Origin of the sequence: Chitinophaga filiformis (assembly GCF_023100805.1) — a bacterium.
Taxonomy (GTDB): domain Bacteria; phylum Bacteroidota; class Bacteroidia; order Chitinophagales; family Chitinophagaceae; genus Chitinophaga; species Chitinophaga filiformis_B.
Window position 1 is genome coordinate 2,498,226 of record NZ_CP095855.1, and the last position, 24,036, is coordinate 2,522,261.

The window sequence follows — 24,036 nt, forward strand, 5'->3', positions numbered from 1 at the left end:
GCTTTTGTATGATAAAAGAGTTGATCCATACTGTTTTTGAAGATATTGCTGAACGATACCCCGCAAAAACTGCTGTGGAAGAAGATCACTATAGTATTACCTATCAGCAGCTGAATAAGCAGGGCAACAGGATTGCACACCTGGTACTGTCGCTCAATATCAGCAGCGGCGCCAATGTTGCAGTGATATTGCCTTCCGGCGTTCACCTGGTCAGCGCATTGTTAGGTTGCCTGAAAGCAGGCGTGGTGTATTTGCCCTTATCCCGCAATACCGGCACACCTGCCCATCATATTTTTAACCAGACTAATCCTGCATTCATCATAACAGAAAGCGACCATCAGCCTGCACTGGAGGCTATGCTCGCTTCATTGGGCGGAGCTATGCCGCCATTACTGGTATTTCCTTCTTCCATGCATGGACTGCTGAAAGAACTGGACCTGCAGGAGATGGGCGTGATCAGCGCGGAAGAAGAACCTGCCATGTTGTGGCAATGGGATGGTTACAGGTATGTACGTACAGATATATCATTGGACGACCAGCAGTTTACAGACCCGGGACTGGCCATTGACAAACAATCCGACGCTTACATATTCTTTACATCCGGCTCCACCGGCATAAGTAAAGGCATCATTGGTTCTTACAAAAGCCTGGCGCATTATATACACTGGCATAGGGGCGCCTTTAATGTGAATGACAACACCCGCGTCAGTCAGCTGGCGCCTGTTACATTTGATGCATCTCTGAAGGATATATTGGTGGCTATCACCGCAGGCGCCACACTGCATGTACCGGGCGCAGGTGTAAAGGAACAAAGCGATCTGCTGACGGCCTGGTTACATGAGAAAGAGATCTCGCTACTGCAAACAGTACCTTCCATATTCAGGTTGATCACTAAATCGCTGAAAGAGCGAGGCCGCGATCTGCCATTGCTGGAACAGGTGGTACTGGCAGGGGAAAAACTGTATGGGAAAGATGTGCTGAACTGGCGACAGGTAAACGGTGAAAAGACCCGCCTGACCAATATGTACGGCCTCACCGAGACTACCATACTGAAAAGCTGTTATCATATTCAGTCCTGGAACTGGGACCCGGGAGAAACCATCCCGGTAGGTGTGCCTATCAGCAATAGCATGATAGCCGTGGTAAACCAGGACCAGATTTGCGCTCCCGGTGAAATCGGGGATATTTATATCAAGAGCCCTTTCATGACCAAAGGCTACCTGGATACATCACTGAACAGCAGGCTGTTTGTGCAGAATCCGCTGGTGAGCGACAGGCAGGATATAGTGTGTTACACCGGCGACATTGGCCGGTACAGGGAAGATGGTAACCTCGAACTGCTGGGAAGAAGAGACGAACAGATAAAGCTGCATGGCGTACGTGTTGAACTGGATGCCGTAAAAGCAGTGGCATTAAAGCAGGATGGCATCGAACAGGTAGAGTTATTATTACATACAAACGATGAATTCCAGCAGGAACTGATCTGCTATTATATCGGTAAAGAATATGAACCTGCCACACTGAGAGCATTGCTGGAAACAACACTCCCGAAGGAATATCTGCCTGCTTACTATGTTTGGCTTCCTGCTTTCCCATTGAATATAAACGGTAAGGTCGACAGGAAAAAACTACCGCGTCCGTGGGAACTGCTGGAAGATGATAAGTATGAGGCCCCCCTACCAGGAGTGGAAACACAATTGCTGAAGATCTGGCAGCGGATACTGGGTAATGAGAAGATCAGCAGAAATGCATCCTTCTTTGTTTCCGGAGGCTCTTCACTCAAGGCAATACAGCTGGTTTCCCGCATCTACCGCGAAATGGAAGTGCAGCTATCTATCGCCGATGTTTTCAATGCTCCATCCATCGCCGCACAGGCAGCATTGATCTATGCCAGTGGAAAGCATCTCCTGCCCAATATTACGCCTGTAGTACAACAATCACATTATGGCTTGTCGCACGGACAAAGAAGATTATGGGTATTGGAACAACTGCATGATAAACTGGCCGCATACTCCCGGCCAGATGCCTATCGCTTGCAGGGTAAGGTGGATGTACAGGCACTGGAACGGGCGTTCAGGGCAGTAATAAAAAGACATGAGAGCCTTCGTACCGCTTTCATTGCTGTAGATGGAGAACCAAGGCAGGTCATCATTTCTGCGGAATCATTGGAATGGAATATCGCCTACACCGATCTCCGTGCTGTGGCAGAACAGGAGAAGGCACTGGATGAAATACTGAGCAGGGAAACCCAGGTGCATTTCAACCTGGAGAGAGCGCCACTGATCAGGGTAAGCCTCTTGCAGCTTGCAGCAGAAGAATATGTGCTGGTGCATGCGCTGCATCATATCATCTCAGATGAATGGTCTATGCAGGTCCTGATCCGCGAAGTGCTGGGCTTTTATAAGGATCCTGCATTGGTATTGCCAGAGCTGAGCTTCCAGTATAAGGACTATGCTGCCTGGCAGGCTACTCAACTGAGCGGGACGAATCTGAAACAACACGCAGACTACTGGTTGTCGCAGCTGCAGGGCGAATTGCCTGTGCTGGAATTACCTGCAGACTATGAACGCCCTGTTGTGAAAAGCTATAAAGGTGCACAGGTAGCAGTAACGTTACCCCCAACGTTGGCAGGCCGTTTAAAGGCGCTCGCAGAAGCAGAGGGCGCTACCATGTTCATGGCGCTGGTATCGCTGGTGAAGACTTTATTATACCGTTATTCCGGCCAGGAAGATATTATCACCGGTATACCGGTGACCGGCAGAAGCGGGGCAGGACTGGAGCAACAGATAGGCTTCTACCTGAACACATTGCCATTGAGAAGCCGCATTGACGGAGAGCAGGGTTTTGTGACTTTGCTGCAGCAGGTCAAAGCGCATGCACTGGCACTGTATGCACATGAGGTGTATCCTTTTGATCTGCTGGTAGACCAATTGCAGCTGCAAAGAGATATGAGCCGGTCGCCGGTATTTGATGTAGCCATTATTTACAGGGAAGAACAGGCTGCACAACAGGAACCTGAAATGCAGGGCGTGCAGGTATCGCAGATCGGTATGCCGGTACACACCAGCCTCTATGATCTCACTTTCTGGTTTTCACATACCGGAGATACGGTAAAGCTCACACTGGAATATAATACGGACGTATTTGCCGCACAGCGGATCATGAATGCATGCGATCACCTGCTGCAAATGCTGGAAAGCATACTGGCAGATTGCCGGCAACCGCTAAACAAGATCAGCTATCTTTCCGGCCGTGAAGTGGCGTGGATACGGCAACAGCTGACAGGAGCACAACTGGCATACCCGGCTACAAGTACATTGATCGCTTTGTTTGAAGAACAGGTACGACGTACGCCGGAGCAGAAAGCGCTGGTTGTGGGGAATGAGACGTGGTCATACAATGACCTGAATGTAAGCGCCAACCAGTTGGCAAATTACCTGCTGCAGCAGTTTAAGATCGTACCGGGCCAGGTGATTGCACTGAAGACAGACAGGAACGAATATTTACTACCAGGAATATTGGGTATCCTGAAAACAGGCGCAGCTTACCTGCCTGTAGATCCATCCTTGCCGGAAGCAAGGATCACCTACATGCTGAAGGATAGCGATACCCGCATTATACTGAGCGACCGGCAGGAAGAAACGGAGGATTGTACAGCAGTATACATGCCGGAAGTATTTAAGGCGCCTTATACATTGCTGGTGGACAACCCAGCTATAGTAGCCAGCGGCGATAGCCTGGCGTATATGATGTATACTTCCGGATCAACAGGAACACCTAAAGGAGTGATGGTGCCCAACAGTGCAGTGATCAATCTCCTGTATAGCATGACCGCCATGCTGGACGTCAGGAGCAGCGATAGCCTGCTGGCAGTCACTACCTATTCATTTGATATTTCGGTACTGGAATTATTCCTGCCGCTATTGAACGGCGCAACAGTGATCCTGGCAGGGAATGAGACCGTGAACAGTCCATTCCTGTTGCAGGAAATGATCCGCGGGCAGCGGCCCACCATCATGCAGGCAACACCTTCACTATGGAGCTTGCTGTTTGAGCATGGCTGGACAGGCCATAGCGGTATGAAATTATTATCCGGAGGTGAAGCGCTTAGCCGTACACTGGCTGCACAGCTGCTTAACACAGGTGCGCAGGTCTGGAATGTATACGGTCCTACCGAAACAACCATATGGTCTGCAGCGCACCGGCTAAGGACTGCTGATACAGCTATTCCCCTGGGAAGACCTGTAGCGAATACTGATATTTATTTACTGGACGATCATTTTATACCGGTGCCCACCGGCGTGCCGGGCAATCTTTTCATAGGAGGCGCTGGGCTATCGGCTGGTTACTGGCAACGGCCCGCATTAACAGCAGAGAAGTTCCTCCATGTGCCATCAGTGGAAAATGGTCTGTTATATCGCACGGGCGACAAATGCTCAATCGGCTTCGATGGCTTGTTGTATTTCTCTGGCAGGGAGGACGAGCAGGTGAAGATCAGGGGATATCGTGTGGAGATGGGCGAGATAGCAGAACAGATCAACCAATATGAAGGTATTGTGCAATCTGTAGCAGCAGTGAAAACTGTTGACGCTGAACAAAAGCTGATGGCTTATTTCGTTGCGCCAGAAAAAATAGATACCGCCGCCTTACGCAATTACCTGGCAGCATTCCTGCCGGCATATATGGTACCGTCTGCATTTGTGCAGCTGGAGCAACTGCCGGTGAATGCCAATGGTAAGATCGACCGGAAGGCATTGCCGGTACCGGAAATACAGGATGCAAGCGTCTATGTGGCGCCATCAACAAGAGAAGAACGTATCATCGCGGCCATATGGCAGGAAATACTGGGAGTGGATACCCTTAGCATCACAGACAATTTCTTTCATCTCGGTGGGCATTCCCTGAAGGCTATACAGGTGATGGCAAGAATATACAGGGATCTTCAGATCAGGGCCGACCTGAAAGACCTGTTCCGCTATCCCGTATTAAGCGCATTTGCAGCAGCCATCAGAAAAGCAGATCATAGCACTTATTTCCATATCCCCGAAGTGCCATTGCAGGAACATTATCCTTTGTCACATGCACAAAGGAGATTATGGCTCCTGCATCAGCTGGAAGGAAATGCAGTATTATATAATCTGCCCATGAGCTACTACTTCCAGGGCGCATTGAATGAGACCGCTTTGGATAGTGCTTTCAGCGCATTGCTGGCAAGACATGAGAGCCTGCGTACCCGCTTTGTAATGAAAGACGATCACCCGGTGCAGGAAATTATTCCCGTGGAACAGCTCTCGTTCAGCATCGTGAGGGAAGATCTGCGCAGAGAACCGGATGCCCGTAAAGTAGCCGAGGCAAAGGCACTGGAACTGGCATTACAACCATTTGATCTGTCGCAGGCGCCTTTGCTGCGGGTGCATTTAATGCAGACTGCAAATGAGGAGTGCTTGTTCTTTTTGTGCATACATCACATCATAGCAGATGAATGGTCCATTCGCCTGCTGATACGCGAGCTGTTGTTTTACTATAACAGTTTTCAGCGTGAAAGTATTACACCGTTACCCTCTTTAAGGATACACTATAAAGACTATGCGTCATGGCAGCTGGATGCATTGAACGATGCACAGCTGATGCTGCACAGGGAATACTGGAAAGAACAATTAGGCGGTACGCTGCCTAAGCTGGAACTGCCGGCAGACAGGTTAAGGCCGGTGGTACAGCATTACAGCGGCGGACAGGTAAGTTACAGGTTCAGCCAGGAAGCGATCAGCGGATTAGAACTGTTGTGCAGACAGGAATATGCAACACGTTTTATACTGCTGACCGCCCTGGTGAAAACCCTTTTATTCCGCTACAGCGGCCAGGAAGATATTATTGTAGGTACACCTGTAGCAGGCAGGGAGCATACCGACCTGGAAAACCAGATCGGGTATTACCTGAATATTTTACCACTACGCTCTTACCCGGGTGGCAGGACCAGCTTCCGCCAGTATCTGCGGGAGTTAAGGGAAACGGCTTTCAATGCTTATACGCACCAGGCCTACCCTTTTGATATGCTCGTAGATGAACTGGGACTGGAGCGGGATATCAGCCGTGCGCCATTGTTTGACATCGTGATCACTTTGGAGAATACTGCTGAAGACCTGTATCCTGAGATGAATGATATTGAGATCTCAGAAGTAGTGCTCAAACCGGGATTGAGTAAGGTGGACCTGCATTTTACATTCCGGGAAACCAGCGAAGGGCTTTATCTGAAACTGGAATACAGCCGGGAACTGTATGATGAAGACCGTGTGTTGCGCATGATGCAGCACCTCGAAAGCCTCATGCTGTCTGTTGCCCGCGATCCTGAAATGGAGCTGGCAAAATTGAATATCCTGCCCGAAGCAGAGCGTACACAGATATTGTCAGTATTCAACAATACGGCCTTTGCATATCCACAGGGTATAACATTGACAGACCTCTTTGAAGCAAAAGTGAGGCAGTCGCCGGATGCCCTGGCGCTGGTATGCGGCGACAGGTCAATGACATACAGCGCACTGAATGAGAAGGCCAATCGCCTGGCAAAAGTGTTACGGCAGCAGCATGGTGTTGAGCCGGGCACACCTGTTGGTGTGATGGCTGGTCAGCAGGAATGGCTGGTGATCGCTATTCTTGGTGTTTTGAAGGCAGGAGGGGCCTATGTTCCCATCGATGCGTCTTATCCACCGGAAAGGATCAGGTACATCATCGAAGACACCGGCCTGGCATCGCTGATCACTATATCAGACTACCTGCTGGATGTAACATATTTCAACGGACAGCTGCTGGTAGCCGATATTGAGATACCTGAATTGCCGGTAAGTGAAGATAATCTGTCTTCACGCACAGGTCCATCAGACCTGGCCTATATTATCTATACTTCCGGTTCTACCGGCAAGCCCAAAGGTGTAATGGTCAATCACGCCGGTGTGGTGAACATGGTACATAACGAATTGTCTGAGTTTGGTACTACAGCGGCAGACAAGGTGTTACAGTTTGCATCTCCTTCCTTCGATGCATCCGTGGCAGAGATATTTATGGCCTTTGCAGCCGGGGCTGCATTAGTGCTGATACCCGCTGCACTGGGCAGGGATGCTGCCAGGGTGACGGAATATATGGAAACCGCCGGTGTTACGGTGGTAATATTACCGGTCTCCTACCTGACAGCATTGGATATAGCGAAGCTGCATTTCCTTCGGAAGATCATCACCGCCGGCGATGTTGCACATGTGCCGACAGCTCTTGCCTGTGCAGCCTTTGCAGATTACTATAACTGTTATGGTCCCACAGAGGCCACCGTATGGGCCAGCTCTTACCGGGTAACAGTTGCAGACGCAGGGCAGGGCAGATTGCCAATTGGGAAACCTGTGCATAATGTAAGGATGTATATACTGGACGAACTGCAACAGTTATTGCCGGTAGGCATCAGTGGAGAGATATGCATTGCAGGAGCCGGCGTAGCAATGGGCTATTACAATAACGAAATACTGTCGGCAGCAAAATTTGTGAAAGACCCTTATGGAGAGGGATTCATGTATAGAACAGGTGATACAGGCCGCTGGTTAAACGATGGTAATATTGATTTTACCGGAAGGCTGGACGACCAGGTGAAGATCAGGGGCTACCGTATTGAGACAGGAGAAGTAGAACAGGCGCTGTTGACTTATCCCGGTGTTAGTGCCGCGGTTGTAAAAGCCTTTGGCAGCGATGCTGATAAATACCTTGCAGCATATTATACAGCCGCAGGCAATATAACAAGTGCCGGCCTGCGTGCCCATCTTCAGCAGTTCTTACCTGAATACATGCTGCCATCCTACTTTGTAGAGGTCGAGCAATTTAAAATAAATAACAGTGGCAAGATAGATCGTAAAGCACTGAAAGCGCCACAGGCAGATACAGCAGTTGTAGCAGAACAGCCTGTAACGACAACCGAAGCCGTACTGCTGGCAATATGGAAGGACGTACTGGGGAATGAGCAGCTGGGTACAAAACATCACTTCTTCGATGCCGGCGGGCATTCCCTGAAAGGGATACAGGTGGTGACCCGGCTGTATAAACAACTGGGTATAAGAATAGAACTGAAAGACCTGTTCCTGCATCCGGTATTGTCAGATCTGGCAGCGGAGATCGACCGCACACAGGCTGGTAATTATACGCCTATCAGCCATGTGGGGGAACAGGCGCATTATAGGCTATCGCATGCGCAGCGCAGGCTATGGGTATTGGATCAGTTTGAACCAGAAGGCTCAATTGCTTATAACCTGCCGGTATGCTACCGGCTGGAAGGTAAGCTGGACCGCAGTGCATTGATTACTGCATTCAATACATTGATTGAACGCCATGAGAGCCTGCGGACTGTCTTTGAAGTAGTGGAAGGCGTGCCTATGCAACGTATCAGGCCGGCAACAGAAAGCGGCTTTGTATTGCAGGAAGAAGACCTGCGTGGCCATGTACAGGCAGAAGAGCAGGCCAGGAAAAAAGCGATGCAGCTGGCGCTCGAACCATTTGATCTGAAGAACGGCCCATTGCTGAAAGCAAAATTAATGCAGACGGCAGACGAGGTATTCCTGTTTGTATTGTCCATGCATCATATCATTTCAGACGAACGCTCCCTGCGTGTTATATTGGAAGAGCTGATCGCAGTATATAATGCGGCGCTTAACAATACGCCGTATGACTTACCGGCACTCAGGGGACAGTATAAGGATTATGCTGCATGGCAGGAAACAGAGCTGACGGGCGACAGGGTACAGCTGCACCGTGCTTACTGGCTGAATAAATTTGAAGGCGACATACCCGTGCTGGACCTGCCGGCTGATCATCCACGGCCGCCTGTACAGACGTATAACGGCGGACAGGTATACATCAAATTGCCGGAAATAATAAGCAATGGCCTGAAAGAGCTGGCGTCTTCAGAAGGTGCTTCCCTCTTCATGGGATTGGTAGCACTGGTAAAAACATTATTGTACCGTTATACCGGGCAGGAAGACATCATCATCGGATCGCCGGCAGCAGGACGTGAACACCCTGACCTGGAACACCAGATAGGGTTCTTCATCAACACATTGGTACTGCGGTCTCAGTTTAGCGGAAAGGAAAGTTTCCGCAGTTTATTACAACAGGTTAAACAGACCGCGCTCGAAGCATATTCACACCAGGTATACCCATTCGATACACTGGTAGATGAACTGGACCTGGAGCGTGACATGAGCAGGGCGCCGCTGTTTGATGTGGTAGTGGTGCTTGACAATACCAGTGAACAGCCATTGCCTGCCATGCCCGGTTTAAGTGTAGAAGATGCCCTCATACAGTTGCCGGTCAGCAAGATCGATCTGCGCTTCTTCTTTACATACACCGCTTCCGGCATCGGGTTGACACTGGAATATAATTCCGACCTGTATAACCGCGACCGTATAGAACGGATGACGGCGCACCTGGAACAGCTCCTGGGATCTGTGCTGATGTCTCCCGAAAAGAGCCTGCAGACATTTGAGATCTTATCTGATGCTGAACAGGAACTGCTGACAGCATTCAATAATACAACGGTTGTTTTTCCTGTCAGGGAAACACTGATAGATCTTTTTGAGGAACAGGCTAGACTTCATCCGGATGCCATTGCACTGGAAGGACCTGGATGGACCTGCAGCTACGCCACATTGAATGAACGTGCCAACCAGTTAGCAAGATTGCTGTTGGATACACACCAGGCGCAAAGGGGAGATATTGCTGCTATTATGCCCGGCCGGAATGAGTGGCAGATCATTGGGCTCCTGGGCGCGTTGAAAGCAGGGCTGGCTTATCTCCCCCTGGATAGTAAGCTGCCGAAGGACCGTATCCGGTTTATGCTGGAAGATGCCGGCGCAAAAATATTACTGACGGAATCTGCTTTCATGTTTGATATTGATTACTTCGGCGGACCGCTGGTAGTAATGGATATCGAGCTGTATAATGCAGACCTGCCAACAGTAAACCCGCCGATAACAACCGGCGCCGATGACCTGGCCTATATTATTTATACTTCAGGATCTACCGGTCAGCCGAAAGGCGTAAAGATCAGGCATAGCAGTGCTGTAAATATGGTCCTTAACCAACGGCATGTGTTGTCTGTCAACAGGGAAGACAAGGTGCTCCTGTTCTCTTCCTTCTCTTTTGATGGCGCTGTTTTCGAAACCTTCATGGCAATAGGTAACGGTGGCGTATTGGTAATACCGGAAGAAGACGTGGTAAAGCATGTGGAAAAGCTGTTGGACTGCATAGTTGCAACAGGCGTTACCGCTGCTGTATTCCCATCTGCTTTTGCGGCCATGCTGCCTCCGGAAAAACTGTCTGTATTACGCTTCATGATCACCGCCGGAGATGTGGCGCCGGTAGAAGCTTTACTGAAAGCCGGTGAATATACCACCTGCTATAATGGGTATGGGCCTACGGAAAATACAGTATGTACCACCCTCTATAAAGTGAGCAGATCAGACAGGGGCAAACGTGCGTTGCCTATCGGAAGGCCGGTAGGAAATGTGCAGGTATATGTATTGAATACCGCTTCAGCGGTCCAGCCTGTGGGAATAGATGGAGAACTGTGCATCGCGGGCGCTGGCCTGTCGGCCGGATACCTTGGCCGTCCGGGCCTGACGGCAGATAAATTTATTGCCAATCCCTTTGGCAGCGGCTTGCTGTACAGAACAGGCGATAAAGGCCGCTGGCTGCCGGATGGCAACCTGCAGTTCAGCGGACGTATAGATAACCAGGTGAAGATCCGTGGGTTCAGGATAGAGAAAGATGAGATTGCGCAGGCATTATCGCTTTTCCCGGGCATTAACGGCGTTGCTGTCGTTGTGAGGACTACTGCGGACGACAAACACCTGGTGGCCTATTATGCGGCTCAAAATGCGATTGACGGGCTTTTATTGAGGCAGTTCCTGGGAAGGAGCCTGCCGGAATATATGATACCCTCCCGCTTCATTCACCTGGAAGCCCTGCCTCTTAACAGGAGCGGGAAGATCAGCTACCGGCATTTACCGGTTCCTGCAGACCAGGAAGCAGCTGCGGACGAAACAGGAGGAACCCCGACAGAACAGCGCCTGCTGGCTGTCTGGAAAGAGATACTACAACGAGGCGATATCGGGTTCTCCAGCGATTTCTTTTTATCCGGTGGTCACTCCCTGAAAGCCATCCAGCTGATCACAAGAATATACCGTGATTTTGGCGTGCAGTTATCCATCGGGGATATTTTCGGGAATACTGTGCTGGTAAGCCTGGCAGCATTGATTGATCAGGCGCAGCAACAGCAGTTCAGGGAAATACCTGTGGCGCCGGAAGTTGCATACTACCCGCTGTCGCACGCCCAGCAACGCTTATGGCTGCAAACCCTGCGCCTGAAGGATGTGCAGGCCTTCAATGGCATTGAAGCCTATCGCATCGTCGGGCCGCTGAAACAGGATGTGCTGGAAGCTGCATTTGCAGCGGTGGTGGCAAGACATGAAAGTCTGCGGACAATCTTTGTCAGTCGCGAGGGAATCCCAATGCAGCAAATAGTGGAAGCCGGCTTCCGGATAATGTATGAAGATCTGCAAGATGTACAGCTGCAGGACGAAACGATCATCACCCGTATCCGCCAGGCAGGAGAGTGGAAATTTGTACTGGACCGAGGACCGCTGATGCGCGTAACCTTGTTACAGACCGGAGCGGAAGAGCATGTACTGCTCCTGGCGTTGCATCATATTATTTCCGATGAGTGGTCTATGCAGGTGTTAATAAAAGATCTGCTGATCAGTTATAATGCCGGTGTAAAAGGTGAGGAGAATCCGCTGAGGCCTTTGCGTATTCAATACAAGGACTATACACTATGGCAGGCACAGGAACTGAGCGGGGAACGCTTAGCTGAACATGAACAGTACTGGTTGCAACAACTGGGAGGAACCTTGCCACAACTCAGCTTACCGTCCGACAGGCCAAGGCCGGCTGTGCCATCATTCAACGGAGAGCAGCTGACATTCCGTTTGTCTGAAGAAAGTAGTGCAAGGCTGAAGCAATATGTACAGGAGCATCAGGCTACATTGTTCATGGGATTATTATCGCTTGTAAAAGTGCTCTTATACCGCTACAGCGGCGAACAGGATATTATTGTAGGCACCCCGGTAGCCGGAAGAGATCATGCAGACCTGGAAGACCAGATCGGCTATTATCTTAATACACTGGCCTTACGTACCCAGGTGAACGGCGATGCAGGATTCAACGTGTTACTGCAGCACGTGAAACAAACCGCCACAGATGCGTTTGAACACCAGGTCTATCCTTTTGACAGACTGGTAGAGCTGTTGGGCGCAGGAGAAGACCTCAGCCGGAACCCCGTTTTTGACGTGGTGATGATACTGCAGAACATCCGCCTGGAACGCCTGGATGCATTGGAAATGGAAGGCGTGGACATCGTTCCCCTGCCGGGAGAGCTGAAAACCAGCAAAGGCGATCTGCGATTCCTCTTCGCGGAAGAAGACGGTTATATCAGCGGAAATATTGAATATAGTACAGATCTCTTCAACAGGGAACGTGTAATGCAGATCATTAAAGACCTGCAGGCATTGCTGGTGTTGGTACTTCAGTCGCCGGAAGCACCTGTGTCATCGCTGGCCTACAGGGACGATGCAACACAACATGTCGCATCATTCAATGCCGTTATACCAGCGCCTGTATATCCATTGCTCACAGCTGTGATAGACGCGCAGGCATTACAACAGCCTCATAAAACAGCTATCATCGATGGGGAGGGTGATATCAGTTACGAAGCGCTGGCAGCACGTTATCATATGCTGGCCGCTCACCTGGAACAGTGCACCGGCGTACAATCAACCGTGGCTGTTGCATTAAAAGCAGGGATCACGCAGGTAAGCAGTTTGCTGGCATGTTTCAAAGCCGGCATGATCTACCTGCCCATGGATGTCACCATGCCCGTACAGCAGCTGATCTATATACTGAAAGAGGCAGCACCGGCTATAGTGATCACGGAGAGTGAGCAGGTGTCAACCTGGGAAGCAATACTGCAGCAAAGCGGTCATACCGCCAGGATATTGGTGCCGGCAGCGCTGGAAGCTACAATCGCAGGGGCATCAGCACAGCTTACCAGCGATATGCCGGCCTATATTTACTATACTTCGGGTTCTACCGGAATGCCCAAAGGTATTGTGGGAAGCCAGGGTAGTATCAGTCATTACGCACACTGGCATGCGGCTGCTTTCAATATTGGAGCAGATGATCATATCAGCCAGCTGGCGCCTGTAACATTCGATGCCTCACTGAAAGATATTTTCCCTGCACTGATGACAGGAGCTACCTTACATATTCCATCGCCGGCCATTCGTTTGCAGATGGACCAGCTCACTGCCTGGTTAGCCGATAGCCGGATCACGATACTGCAAACGGTTCCTTCATTGTTCCGTTTGATCACCGCCAGCCTGCAAGGGGCTTTAACCGCCCTGCGACAGGTGGTGCTGGCAGGGGAGCGCCTGTATGGCAGGGATGTGATCAACTGGAGAGCCGTACAGGGTGCAGCGGCCAAAGTGTCAAACCTCTATGGTTTGACAGAAACAACCGTATTAAAGACCTACTATCATATACCAGAAGCTGAACTGGCGCCTGGCGCAGTCATCCCCGTGGGGCAACCTATTACGCACACTGCCATAGGAGTGTTAAATAACAATCACTATTGCCAGGAAGGTGAGATCGGGGAAGTGTATATCAGCAGTCCTTTCATTACAAAAGGCTATCTGTCACCCGTTCACAAAGACATATTTATAGCGCACCCCTTTTTGGAAGGAGTACAGGTGGTACGTACCGGCGATCTGGGACGTTATCTTCCCGGAGGAATACTTGAACTGCTGGGTAGGAAAGATGAGCAGGTGAAGTTGCATGGTGTCAGGGTGGAAACGGCAGGCGTGCGCGCGGCTATCCTGGAGCAGGAAGGCATTACACAGACAGAACTGGTACTGCATGAAGAGCAGGAACTGATCTGTTACTATACCGGCCGGCCTTACGAAGCAGCACAATTGAGAAATGCACTGGCAGTGGTATTGCCACAAAGCCATCTGCCGGCAGCATACATCTGGCTGGAAGTATTCCCGATGAATATCAATGGTAAGGTGGATCGCAAACGCCTGCCACGTCCGGAAACAGTATTAGCTGGCCATGAACGGGAATTGCCGCATGCCGGTATAGAACGGCTGGTAGCCGATATATGGGAACAGATACTCGGCACTCAGGATATTGGCCGGAATGGATCTTTCTTCACAATGGGAGGTTCTTCCCTCAAGGCGATACAATTACTATCCCGCATTTACAAAATGTGTGAGGTACAGCTGAGCATTGCCGATGTCTTTGAACATCCTACTGTGGCGGGACAGGCAAAACTGATATTGGGTGCATTGAAGACCGCTTACCTGGCTATCCCGCATGTGCCGGAAGCCGCAGACTATGCGCTTTCCTATGCGCAACAGCGCTTGTGGGTGTTGGAAGAACAAATGGAGGGGCAGGCTACGTTCAATATTTTCATGAGCTATCAGCTGGAAGGTACCTTATACCCTGCGTTGCTGCAGCGCGCATTTACCACATTGGTACTGCGCCATGAGAGCCTGAGAACAGTGTTTGTACTGAACAGTGGTGTGCCGAGACAGCAGATACTCATACAGCCCAATGTCAGCATACAATATGAAGACCTGAGAGCGGCAGCCGATAAGGATGAGATGGTAGAAGCATACAAAAAACACGTAGCCTTATCGCCATTCGATCTTGGCACGGGACCATTGATGCGTGTCACCTTACTTCATTGTGAGGATACAGCATATGTGCTCTTATTCGCCATCCATCATATCGTAGCAGATGAGTGGTCATTGCAGATACTGGTAAGGGAAGTATTGCATCTGTACAATGCTTATGTAGCAGATGCGGAAATTACATTGCCTCCATTGCCCCTGCAATACAAGGATTATGCACACTGGCAGGCAACAGCTATGGACAGCGTTCGCCTGAAGGCGCAACGTAGTTATTGGCTGTCAAAGCTGGGAGGAACATTACCGGTACTGGAATTACCGGCAGACAGGCCAAGACCAGCTGTGCAGACTTATAACGGACAGCAATACCTCTTTGAATGGAGCCCTGAGCTCAGTAGCCGGTGGCGTTCATTCCTGGAGGAACGTCAGGTAACGATGTTTATGGGCTTACTGTCGCTCGTGAAGTTGTTATTGTTCCGCTACAGTGGCCAGCAGGATATCATTGTAGGAACACCGGTAGCAGGTCGTGATCATCCGGATCTCGAGGGGCAGATCGGCTACTATCTGAACACACTCGCCTTGAGAAGCAATATCAACGGAGAGGGCGGATTTGATACCTTACTGTCTGCAGTAAAACAAACAGCGCTGGAAGCATTCGATAACCAGCTGTACCCCTTCGACAGGCTGGTAGAAGAATTAGGAGTGAACAGGGATCTTAGTCGCTCGCCATTGTTTGATGTCGTATTGATATTACAGAACGTACAGGTAGAAGCCACTGCACTGCCTGAAATGGCCCATGTACAGATCACGCCCGCAGCGATCGATCCTGGCATCAGTAAGGGAGATCTCCGCTTCCAGTTTGAAGACCAGGGAACACATATCAGCGGCAGCATAGAATACAACACCGATATCTATGACAGGGCGCGCATTGAACGTATGCTACTCCACCTGCAACAGCTGATGGAAGCTGTGACGGTGCAGCCCGGCCTGGCATTAACCGCACTCAATTACCTCACAGCAGCAGAGCGTGAAGAAGAACGTTTCCAGTCTGACATGTTCAGCGCTACTATAGACAAAGGTTTTTAACCATTATAAAAATCATCATCCATGAGTTTAAATATAGTTGGCATCTCTGCCTTTTACCATGATTCAGCCTGTTGTATACTCCAGGACGGCGTATTGAAAGCTGCGGTGCAGGAAGAAAGGTTCAGCAGGAAAAAGAATGATCCCGATCTGCCAAAGGCAGCCTTTAACTATTGCCTGAAAGAAGCAGGCATCACCATTTCGGATATTGATTGCATCGCCTATTATGAAGATCCGGTAAAGAAATTATCCAGGCAACTCTGGAGTGGCAGCAGGTTGATCACTGCCGATAGTATACGGAATACAGATCATGCAGCCGTAGAACGTCAGATCAGGGAACAGTTTGGATATGATGGCCCTGTCAGGTTCTATGAACATCACCTGTCGCATGCTGCCAGCAGTTATTATTATTCCGGTTATGACCATGCCGCTATTCTCACGGTAGATGGTGTGGGAGAGTGGGCTACCACTACCTATGGCATAGGTAAAGGTGCGAAACTGGAACTGTTTGAAGAAGTTTCTTTCCCCGATTCACTGGGATTATTATACAGTACCATTACCAGTTACCTGGGCTTCAGCGTCAACAGTGGTGAGTATAAAGTAATGGGACTGGCGCCTTACGGCAAACCTTTATATGTCGATAAAATAAGGCAGCTGATCAGGAATGGTGAGGCTGGTCAGTATGAGTTGAACATGGAATACTTTGACTTCCTGAAGGGAGAGAAAATGTATAGTGAAGCTTTGCCTGCATTATTCGGTCTGGCGCCGAGGAAAAAGGAAACAGCCATACTTCCCGTGCATGAAGACATTGCTGTTAGTCTGCAGGTAGTGCTGGAAGAGATCCTGATAGAGAAAGCGCGTTACCTGTATGAAAAGACAGGAGCGGAAAATCTGTGTATGGCAGGAGGTGTAGCCCTGAACTGTGTGGCGAACGGGAAGATCCTGAAGAATAGCCCTTTTAAGCAACTCTTCGTGCAACCCGCTGCCGGAGATGCAGGGTGTGCACTGGGAGCAGCCGCATTGGCACATACTGATCTATCCGGAGAAGGAATGACCAGCCAGCTGGAACATGTTTACCTCGGACCTTCCTATGGCGCTGCAGAGATCAGAAAACTGTTGAGCGCCACTTCGCTGCGTTACACCCAGCACCCGGATGAGAACGAGTTGGTGAAACAGGTAGCACAGCGCCTGGCAGAAGGAAAGGTGATAGGCTGGTTCCATGGCAGGATGGAGTTTGGGCCGCGTTCACTGGGCGCCCGCTCAATACTGGCAGACCCCAGGGGCGCAGATATGCGCGACCGCATCAATGCTATGGTAAAAAAGCGTGAAGCATTCCGGCCTTTTGCGCCGGCGGTACTGGAATCGGCAACACCGGCACATTTCGATATAGATCATCCTTCTCCTTTTATGCTGGAAACCTGCCAGGTGATTTCTTCCTTCGATCTGCCGGCTATCACCCATGTAGACGGATCTGCGAGGGTCCAGACTGTAAGTGAAAAGACAAATCCACGGTTTGCGGCATTACTGAAAGCTTTTGCTGATCTGACAGGCTGTCCTATCCTGCTGAACACATCTTTCAATGTGAGAGATGAACCGATAGTATGTAATCCTGAAGAAGCATTGATATGTTTCGTAACCACCGATATCGACTGCCTGATACTGGAGGACTTTATCATTGACAATGAAAACAATGATACCAGCGTATTGGAGATGATCAACCAGAATCTCCTGGAACGTCCTTCATTTGAACTGAATCCTAATGTCTACACTTTTATCTGATCTTAATTAAAAAAGAGGATTATGTCTGTACGACCATCATCAGCACTGAGAGAAAAAGCAGACGCCCTGGCAGTATTACTGAGCAGCGGGCAGTCGTCCACTATAGCAGTCAATACCCTGTTCGAAGAATTGGGTATTAGCAATGAACAGATTGCAGATACATCATTACCAGCATTCACCGCAACAGGGCATATCGGCATTTACAAACCGGAAGAGGTAGATGGCGAAATTGTGTATAGCCGGGATGTAGCCAGGAAAGCCCGCTGGACATATTTTGCAGACATCCCCACGATCCCGGCTAAAGGACAACGCAAAAGGGTGCTGCTGCTGGGCGAATCTGTTGCCCGTGGCTTTCTGCTGGACCCTGGTTTTACACCTGCACAGGTGCTGGGTACTTTATTGAATGGCAATGCCGATAAAGATGAATTCGAAGTAATAGACCTGGCGGAAACCAACCTGGGTATGGCGGGGCTGAAAGAACGTTATCGCGAAGCGCTCGACCTGGAGCCCGATATGGTATTGTTCCTGGCCGGTAATAACTGGCGGGATGACCTGGTGAATATGATACTGACTGATAAAACATATTTGTCCCGCGTAAGAGAAGCGTTAGTGGTAAACCAGGATATCGGCAGTGCGAGAATGATACTGGAAGAATTGTTTGCTAAACTGGTACAGGACTTCCTGGCGTACGTACGAACAGTAGGAGGGCCTGCATTGCCGGTAATATTTGCGATACCGGAATTCAATCTGCTGGATTGCAGAAGTACACCGGGAGAGCGCTTTATATCGAGGCTGCCGGATAATGGCATTGCCGGCTGGATAGCCGCGAGAGACCAGGCGGAGCTGGCCTTAAAAGCTAAAGATGCACAGGACGCTATTGCGCAGGCCGGCACGATGATAGCGTTAGACCCCAGTCATCCTTACGGATATGAATTGCTGGCCGACGCGCACCTGTTATTGCAGGAATACGACAAAGCCCGCGTTTACCTTGAAACGGCGAGAGACACCGCCCTGTTCTGCCGCACAAATAGTAAGCCGCGTATGTTCAACATTACAAGGCAGACCATCTTGCGGGAAGCGGCAGGGCACAATATAGATGTAGTAGACATTCCGGAAGTATTCAGCCGTCACCTGGACGGAAGAATACCCGGCAGGGACCTGTTCCTGGACTATTGCCACTTTACTGCCGAAGGTATACAGGTAGCCATGCAGGCCGTAGCCGACAGGATCCTCGCGCTTTCAGGTAATAAGGCGAATGGTAAAGTGCCAGCAGCCAGCATCAGGCCCGACCAGGAAGTACATGCCATGGCGCACCTGTTTGCCGCCATTCATAATGCACATTGGGGCCAGCAGTATGGGATATTGTATCATCACTGCGTAAAGGCGCTGCAATATTCAAAAGAGATTGCCCGCACCATGATCTACTACTGTGATATGATGAGCCGCAGCGCTTCCAATAATCTCTGCAAAACACTGGAAATACTGGTAACAGGAAACACCCGCCTGGACAGGTATGTACACGCGCTGCTGCATCCCCGTGGGGGCAAGACCATGGAAATAGACCTGGTGAATGCAATGGTGGCCGCCTTACAGACTGCAGGTGTTAATCTCAGTAAGTATGTGGATGACCTGAGAAATAAGGAACATGGCGTGGCTATGCAGGCAGTGAACCTGCTGGAGGCATTCTACCACGCTACTTCATACGATGAATACCAGGGAACGAAAGCAGCCTTCTATCAGTCCCGGGATGCACAATCTGTCTTCTTCCTGGTAGCTGCCAAAGACGAGCCGGTATTCTTTGATATCTCGCTCCGTGTGCCCGGATTAACGGAGGAGGGTAAGATCACCGTGCTATTAAATGGCATACAGGTAAGTGAAGTACAGGTATCAGGGAAATGGACCCGTCATTCACTGACGGTACCTGCAGATATCTGTACAAACGGTATCAATACCGTCACCATCTGCTGGCCGGTGCCGGAGCAGCTGGCGGCTGCGGAACAACGGGCCACAGCAGACGAGGCTATCCTGGACGCAGCTTTCTATGTATTTGGTGAGATCGTAACGTTTACGGCTACAAGCAATACAGCTACTCATTTCGAGCTCAATTAAACTATTCTTATGTGCGGTATAACCGGGATCATTTACAATAACAGGCAGCAGACCGTTGATGAGCATATATTAAGACGGATGGCAGGAAAGATGGAACATCGCGGACCAGACGATGCCACCAGTTATACAGACGGGCATGTCGGCTTTGGCTTCCGCCGTCTCAGTATTATAGACCTCGCACACGGGCAACAGCCTTTCTTCAGTGCAGACGAAAGCATCGTGATGATCTGCAATGGGGAGATCTATAACTACAAAGCCTTAAGGGCTGACCTGCAGGCCAGGGGGCATATATTCCGTTCTGCATGCGATGTAGAGGTGATCCTTCACCTGTACCGCGAATATGGAACCGGATTCCTGAATATGCTGAACGGGCAGTTTGCATTTGCCCTGTATGATAAGAATAAACAGACACTATTCTTTGCGAGGGACCATTTCGGTATTTGTCCCTTGTTCTATAGTCAGCAGGAACACGTGTTCCTGTTCGGATCCGAAATGAAAGCGCTGCTGGAATTCCCCGGTATGCCCAGGGATGTGGACCTCGGCGGGCTTGACCAGGTATTTTCTTTCCCGGCCAATATAGCGCCTGTCACCATGTTCAAACACATACGAAGCCTGCAGCCGGGATACTATGGTTTGTACAGCAATGGTAAGCTGGAGCTACATGAGTACTGGGACCTGGAATACCCCGAAGAAGCGCATATCTCTGAAGAGAGAACGGAATCTTATTACATAGAACAGCTGGATGAGTTGTTACAGCAATCTGTCAGGTACCGTATGCATGCCGATGTGCCGGTTGGTTTTTACCTGAGCGGAGGTCTTGATTCGTCTATTATCGGCGCTACCATGCGCAGCCTGAAGAACGGCAGGGACTTCAGTTCTTTTTCCATTTGTTTTTCCGGCTCGCCCGACAATAAGGAGATCAATGAACAGCGCTATCAGCGGCTCATGAGTGAGCACATCGGCTCCATGCATCACGAGGTGGAGTTCAACTGGAAAGACCTGGACAATAAGTTGAAACAGGTGGTATACTTTTCCGAAGCGCCACTGAAAGAAACCTATAATGTTTGTTCGCTGGCATTGTCCGGAAAAGCAAAGGACCAGCAGATCAAAGTGATCCTGTCAGGAGAAGGGGCTGATGAACTGTTTGGCGGATATGCAGGTTATAAGTTTGACTACCAGCGTGCGAAGAACGGCGTTGTAAAAGACCTGGACTACCTGATGGAAGACCAGGTAAGAAAAACCTTGTGGGGGAATGAAGACTTCATCTACGAGAAGAATGAATATGAATTTAAAAGCACCAAAGAAGCGCTTTATTCCGCAGGCGTTAATGATGTGTACAGCCAGTTTGATTGCCTCCGCCGGCCTGCGGTAGCACATAAGCGTTTACAGAACAGGCATATTTTCCACCAGCGTTCTTATGTAGACTTTAAACTCAGACTGGCGGGGCACCTCATCGCTGATCATGGCGACAGGATGACGCTGGCCAATAACGTAGAAGGGCGTTATCCCTTCCTGGACGTACCACTGGTAGAATTTGTGCGGCAGATACCTCCGGGGCTGATGCTGAAGAATATGAAGGAGAAGTATATTCTCAAACGACTGGCAGATAAATATGTGCCAAGGGAAATTATCGACCGTGAGAAGTTTGGGTTTGTGGCGCCTGGTAGTCCGCAGTTACTGAAGAATAACAATGAATGGGTGAACGACCTGTTGTCTTACGACTACATCAAAAGAAGAGGATATTTCAACCCCGATACGGTAGAAAGGTTGAAGGCCATGTATACGCATAAGGACTTTATCCTTACCCCGCCTTATGATATGGACCTGCTCATCATCATACTAACGTTCAACATATTCTCGGAGGTCTTTGAAGTGCCTTCTTTATAGAATCTCTATTAAAACTATTCTTATGGGTTTTCTCGATACACTGATAAAGAAATCGAAACAAGCGATCGGGTATGTGGTGGTGTTGGGCGTGTTTAATAGTTTGCTGAACGGAGGTTTGCTGATCTTTATCAACAGCACTATTGCAGGTAAGCCATTTCCTGTATTCCCTCAATACAACTGGCTGATCTTTATTGTAATTGTAACAGCCTCACTGGTCTGTTCAAGGTATTTTCAGGCTTACATGATCCGGCTGACCAACAACATATTGTTTGACTTCGAGCTCACGATACTCACCAAACTGCGTCATGCCTCCTATGAAGATTTTGAATCGCTGGGCAATGAGAAGGTATATACAGCCATCAACGATACAAAGGTACTGGCACATGCACCGGAAGTATTTATGAATGCGTTCAATGCCTTCGTAGTGATCCTTTGCTGCTTCGGGTACCTGTTCTGGATAGCCCCCTTGGGAGCTGCATTTGTGTTGCTGGTGATGGCGGCATTGCTGGTGTTCTATATTGTGCGCAACAAGGCGATTGAAGCCGACCTGAACAGGCAGCGCGATTTACAGAATGTGTACTATAAACACCTGGAAGACCTGCTGCATGGCTTTAAGGAGCTGAAGATGAGCATTGTCAGGAATCTTTCCATATTCGACAATTTCCTGATAAAGAACAGGGAAGCAGGGAGGAACATATCCATAGGTACTTCCGTCAAGTACATGGATAATGAGCTGATAGGTAGCTATAGCTGGTATATTGTAATGGGTATTACCATGTTTGTACTGCCTGTTATGTTCCACCTGGACATTGCAAAAACATCTGCATTTCTGATCACTATTTTGTATCTTATAGGACCGATTGCCATTATATTAACCCTGGTGCCTACATATACCGCAGTTAAGATATCTGTGCAGCGACTGAACGTATTTGACAGTATGCTGGATGCCCTTGACAGCCATACTGCTGCTACTGTTAACCTGGCGGAGGAGCCGTTCGACAGCATACGTTTTGAAGGTGTAAGCTACCGTTACGATAAGGGAAAGGAACAGGGATTTCACCTGGAGCCTTTTGATCTTGCCATTCAGCGGGGAGAGATCGTGTTTGTAACAGGTGGGAACGGCAGTGGCAAGAGCACATTTGGTTATTTACTGTCAGGGCTTTACAGGCCTTATTCAGGCAAGATCTATCTGAACGATCGTGAGATCAGCGATAAGAATTATGTAAATTACAGTGACAGCATGAGCGCTGTGTTTACCACCAATTATTTATTCAATGACAACTATGATGGCTTTGAGTTAACCGCCGCCAATGAACAGTTGTCGGAGTATATAGAGCTGATGGATATGGGAAAGATCCTGAAGCTGGACGGAGAGCAGAAGACCCTGGGTAAGAAATATTCCAAAGGGCAACAGAAACGGCTTGCACTTATTTACGCCCTGTTGGAAAATAAGGAAGTGATCGTATTGGATGAATGGGCGGCGGAACAGGACCCCCGTTTCAGGAGATACTTTTACCAGCAGGTATTACCGCTGCTGAAAGAAAAGGGAAAGACCATCATTGCCATTACCCACGATGATGATTATTATGATTGTGCCACGCGCATCATCAAGTTTAACTACGGAAAAATTGTAAGTGATAGCCCGGTATATGCCGGTAAGGTAGTCGAAAATTAAGCCTTCAAGATGGTAAATGTTAATCTGTTTTGTATCCCTTTTGCAGGTGGCAACCGCTATTCATTCCTGCCGCTGGAGAAGGCAATAGGGAGTTCCCTGACTACCATTCCGCTGGATTACCCGGGAAGGGGCACCCGCTATGGTGAGCCTTTGTTGAAGCGACTGGATCTCTTGTGTGAGGACCTTTTCAGGCAGGTAAGGGCGAAGCTGCAGGAACCATATGCCATATATGGCCATAGTATGGGCGGCTTGCTGACCTATCTTTTAACGAAGAAGATAAGGGATGCGCAACTGCCATTGCCGGTACACCTGTTTATCAGCGGTAGCCGGGCACCTTCCATGAGAAGGGATATGCCGGATTATCACAAGTTACCCAGGCCGCAGTTCATAGAGCAGTTACGTTCGCTGGGTGGTACAACCGATGAAATATTGAACAGCAGTGAAATACTGGAATTGTACGAACCTATACTCCGTGCAGATTTTGAAGCGGTGGAGACTTATGAGTATACCCCTTGTGAGCCATTCCATATACCCCTTACTGTTTTCAACGGCTTGTCAGACAGGATCAGCCGTGAACAGGCGGAGGCCTGGCAAAGGGAGACAATGCTTCCTATTGTGCTCCGCGAATATCCGGGTGATCATTTCTTCATTCTCGAACACACCACTGCAATAGCCAGCCTGATCGTGCGGAACGTTTATGCTGGATTTTCCTTAAAAAACACCATATAA

At 49.4% G+C, this 24,036-nt stretch carries 6 protein-coding genes; all 6 read left to right on the forward strand.

Going from position 1 to position 24,036, the window contains the following annotated elements; translation table 11 throughout:
* Positions 1–8 precede the first annotated feature (8 nt).
* From MYF79_RS10380 to MYF79_RS10405, 6 genes are read left to right on the forward strand one after another with little or no spacing between them, the layout of a single operon-like run.
* Positions 9–15,860 (forward strand): non-ribosomal peptide synthetase, encoded by a 15,852-nt coding sequence (locus tag MYF79_RS10380; protein WP_247813804.1) that lies wholly within the window; start codon positions 9–11, stop codon positions 15,858–15,860.
* Between the two features lie 21 nt (positions 15,861–15,881).
* A complete protein-coding gene (locus tag MYF79_RS10385) occupies positions 15,882–17,636 on the forward strand; it encodes a carbamoyltransferase (protein ID WP_247813805.1) in 1,755 nt (584 codons plus the stop codon).
* 21 nt (positions 17,637–17,657) lie between these two features.
* Positions 17,658–19,745, forward strand: a complete 2,088-nt coding sequence (locus MYF79_RS10390) for an SGNH/GDSL hydrolase family protein (RefSeq protein ID WP_247813806.1) — start codon at positions 17,658–17,660, stop codon at positions 19,743–19,745.
* 9 nt (positions 19,746–19,754) lie between these two features.
* Positions 19,755–21,632 carry an asparagine synthase (glutamine-hydrolyzing) gene (asnB, locus tag MYF79_RS10395; protein WP_247813807.1) on the forward strand — a complete coding sequence of 626 codons (1,878 nt, stop codon included), beginning with the start codon at positions 19,755–19,757 and terminating at the stop codon, positions 21,630–21,632.
* A gap of 22 nt (positions 21,633–21,654) precedes the next feature.
* On the forward strand, positions 21,655–23,307 hold the full coding sequence (locus MYF79_RS10400; RefSeq protein WP_247813808.1) for an ATP-binding cassette domain-containing protein: 1,653 nt from the start codon (positions 21,655–21,657) through the stop codon (positions 23,305–23,307).
* Positions 23,308–23,316: 9 nt separating this feature from the next.
* The gene (locus tag MYF79_RS10405) at positions 23,317–24,036 is read left to right on the forward strand and encodes a thioesterase II family protein (protein WP_247813809.1); all 720 of its coding nucleotides are present in this window, start codon (positions 23,317–23,319) and stop codon (positions 24,034–24,036) included.

Coding starts and splice junctions, on each gene's coding strand:
- MYF79_RS10405 (WP_247813809.1), top strand. CDS start 23,317: ATGGTAAATGTTAATCTGTTTTGTATCCCTTTTGCAGGTGGCAACCGC.
- MYF79_RS10385 (WP_247813805.1), top strand. CDS start 15,882: ATGAGTTTAAATATAGTTGGCATCTCTGCCTTTTACCATGATTCAGCC.
- MYF79_RS10380 (WP_247813804.1), top strand. CDS start 9: ATGATAAAAGAGTTGATCCATACTGTTTTTGAAGATATTGCTGAACGA.
- asnB (WP_247813807.1), top strand. CDS start 19,755: ATGTGCGGTATAACCGGGATCATTTACAATAACAGGCAGCAGACCGTT.
- MYF79_RS10400 (WP_247813808.1), top strand. CDS start 21,655: ATGGGTTTTCTCGATACACTGATAAAGAAATCGAAACAAGCGATCGGG.
- MYF79_RS10390 (WP_247813806.1), top strand. CDS start 17,658: ATGTCTGTACGACCATCATCAGCACTGAGAGAAAAAGCAGACGCCCTG.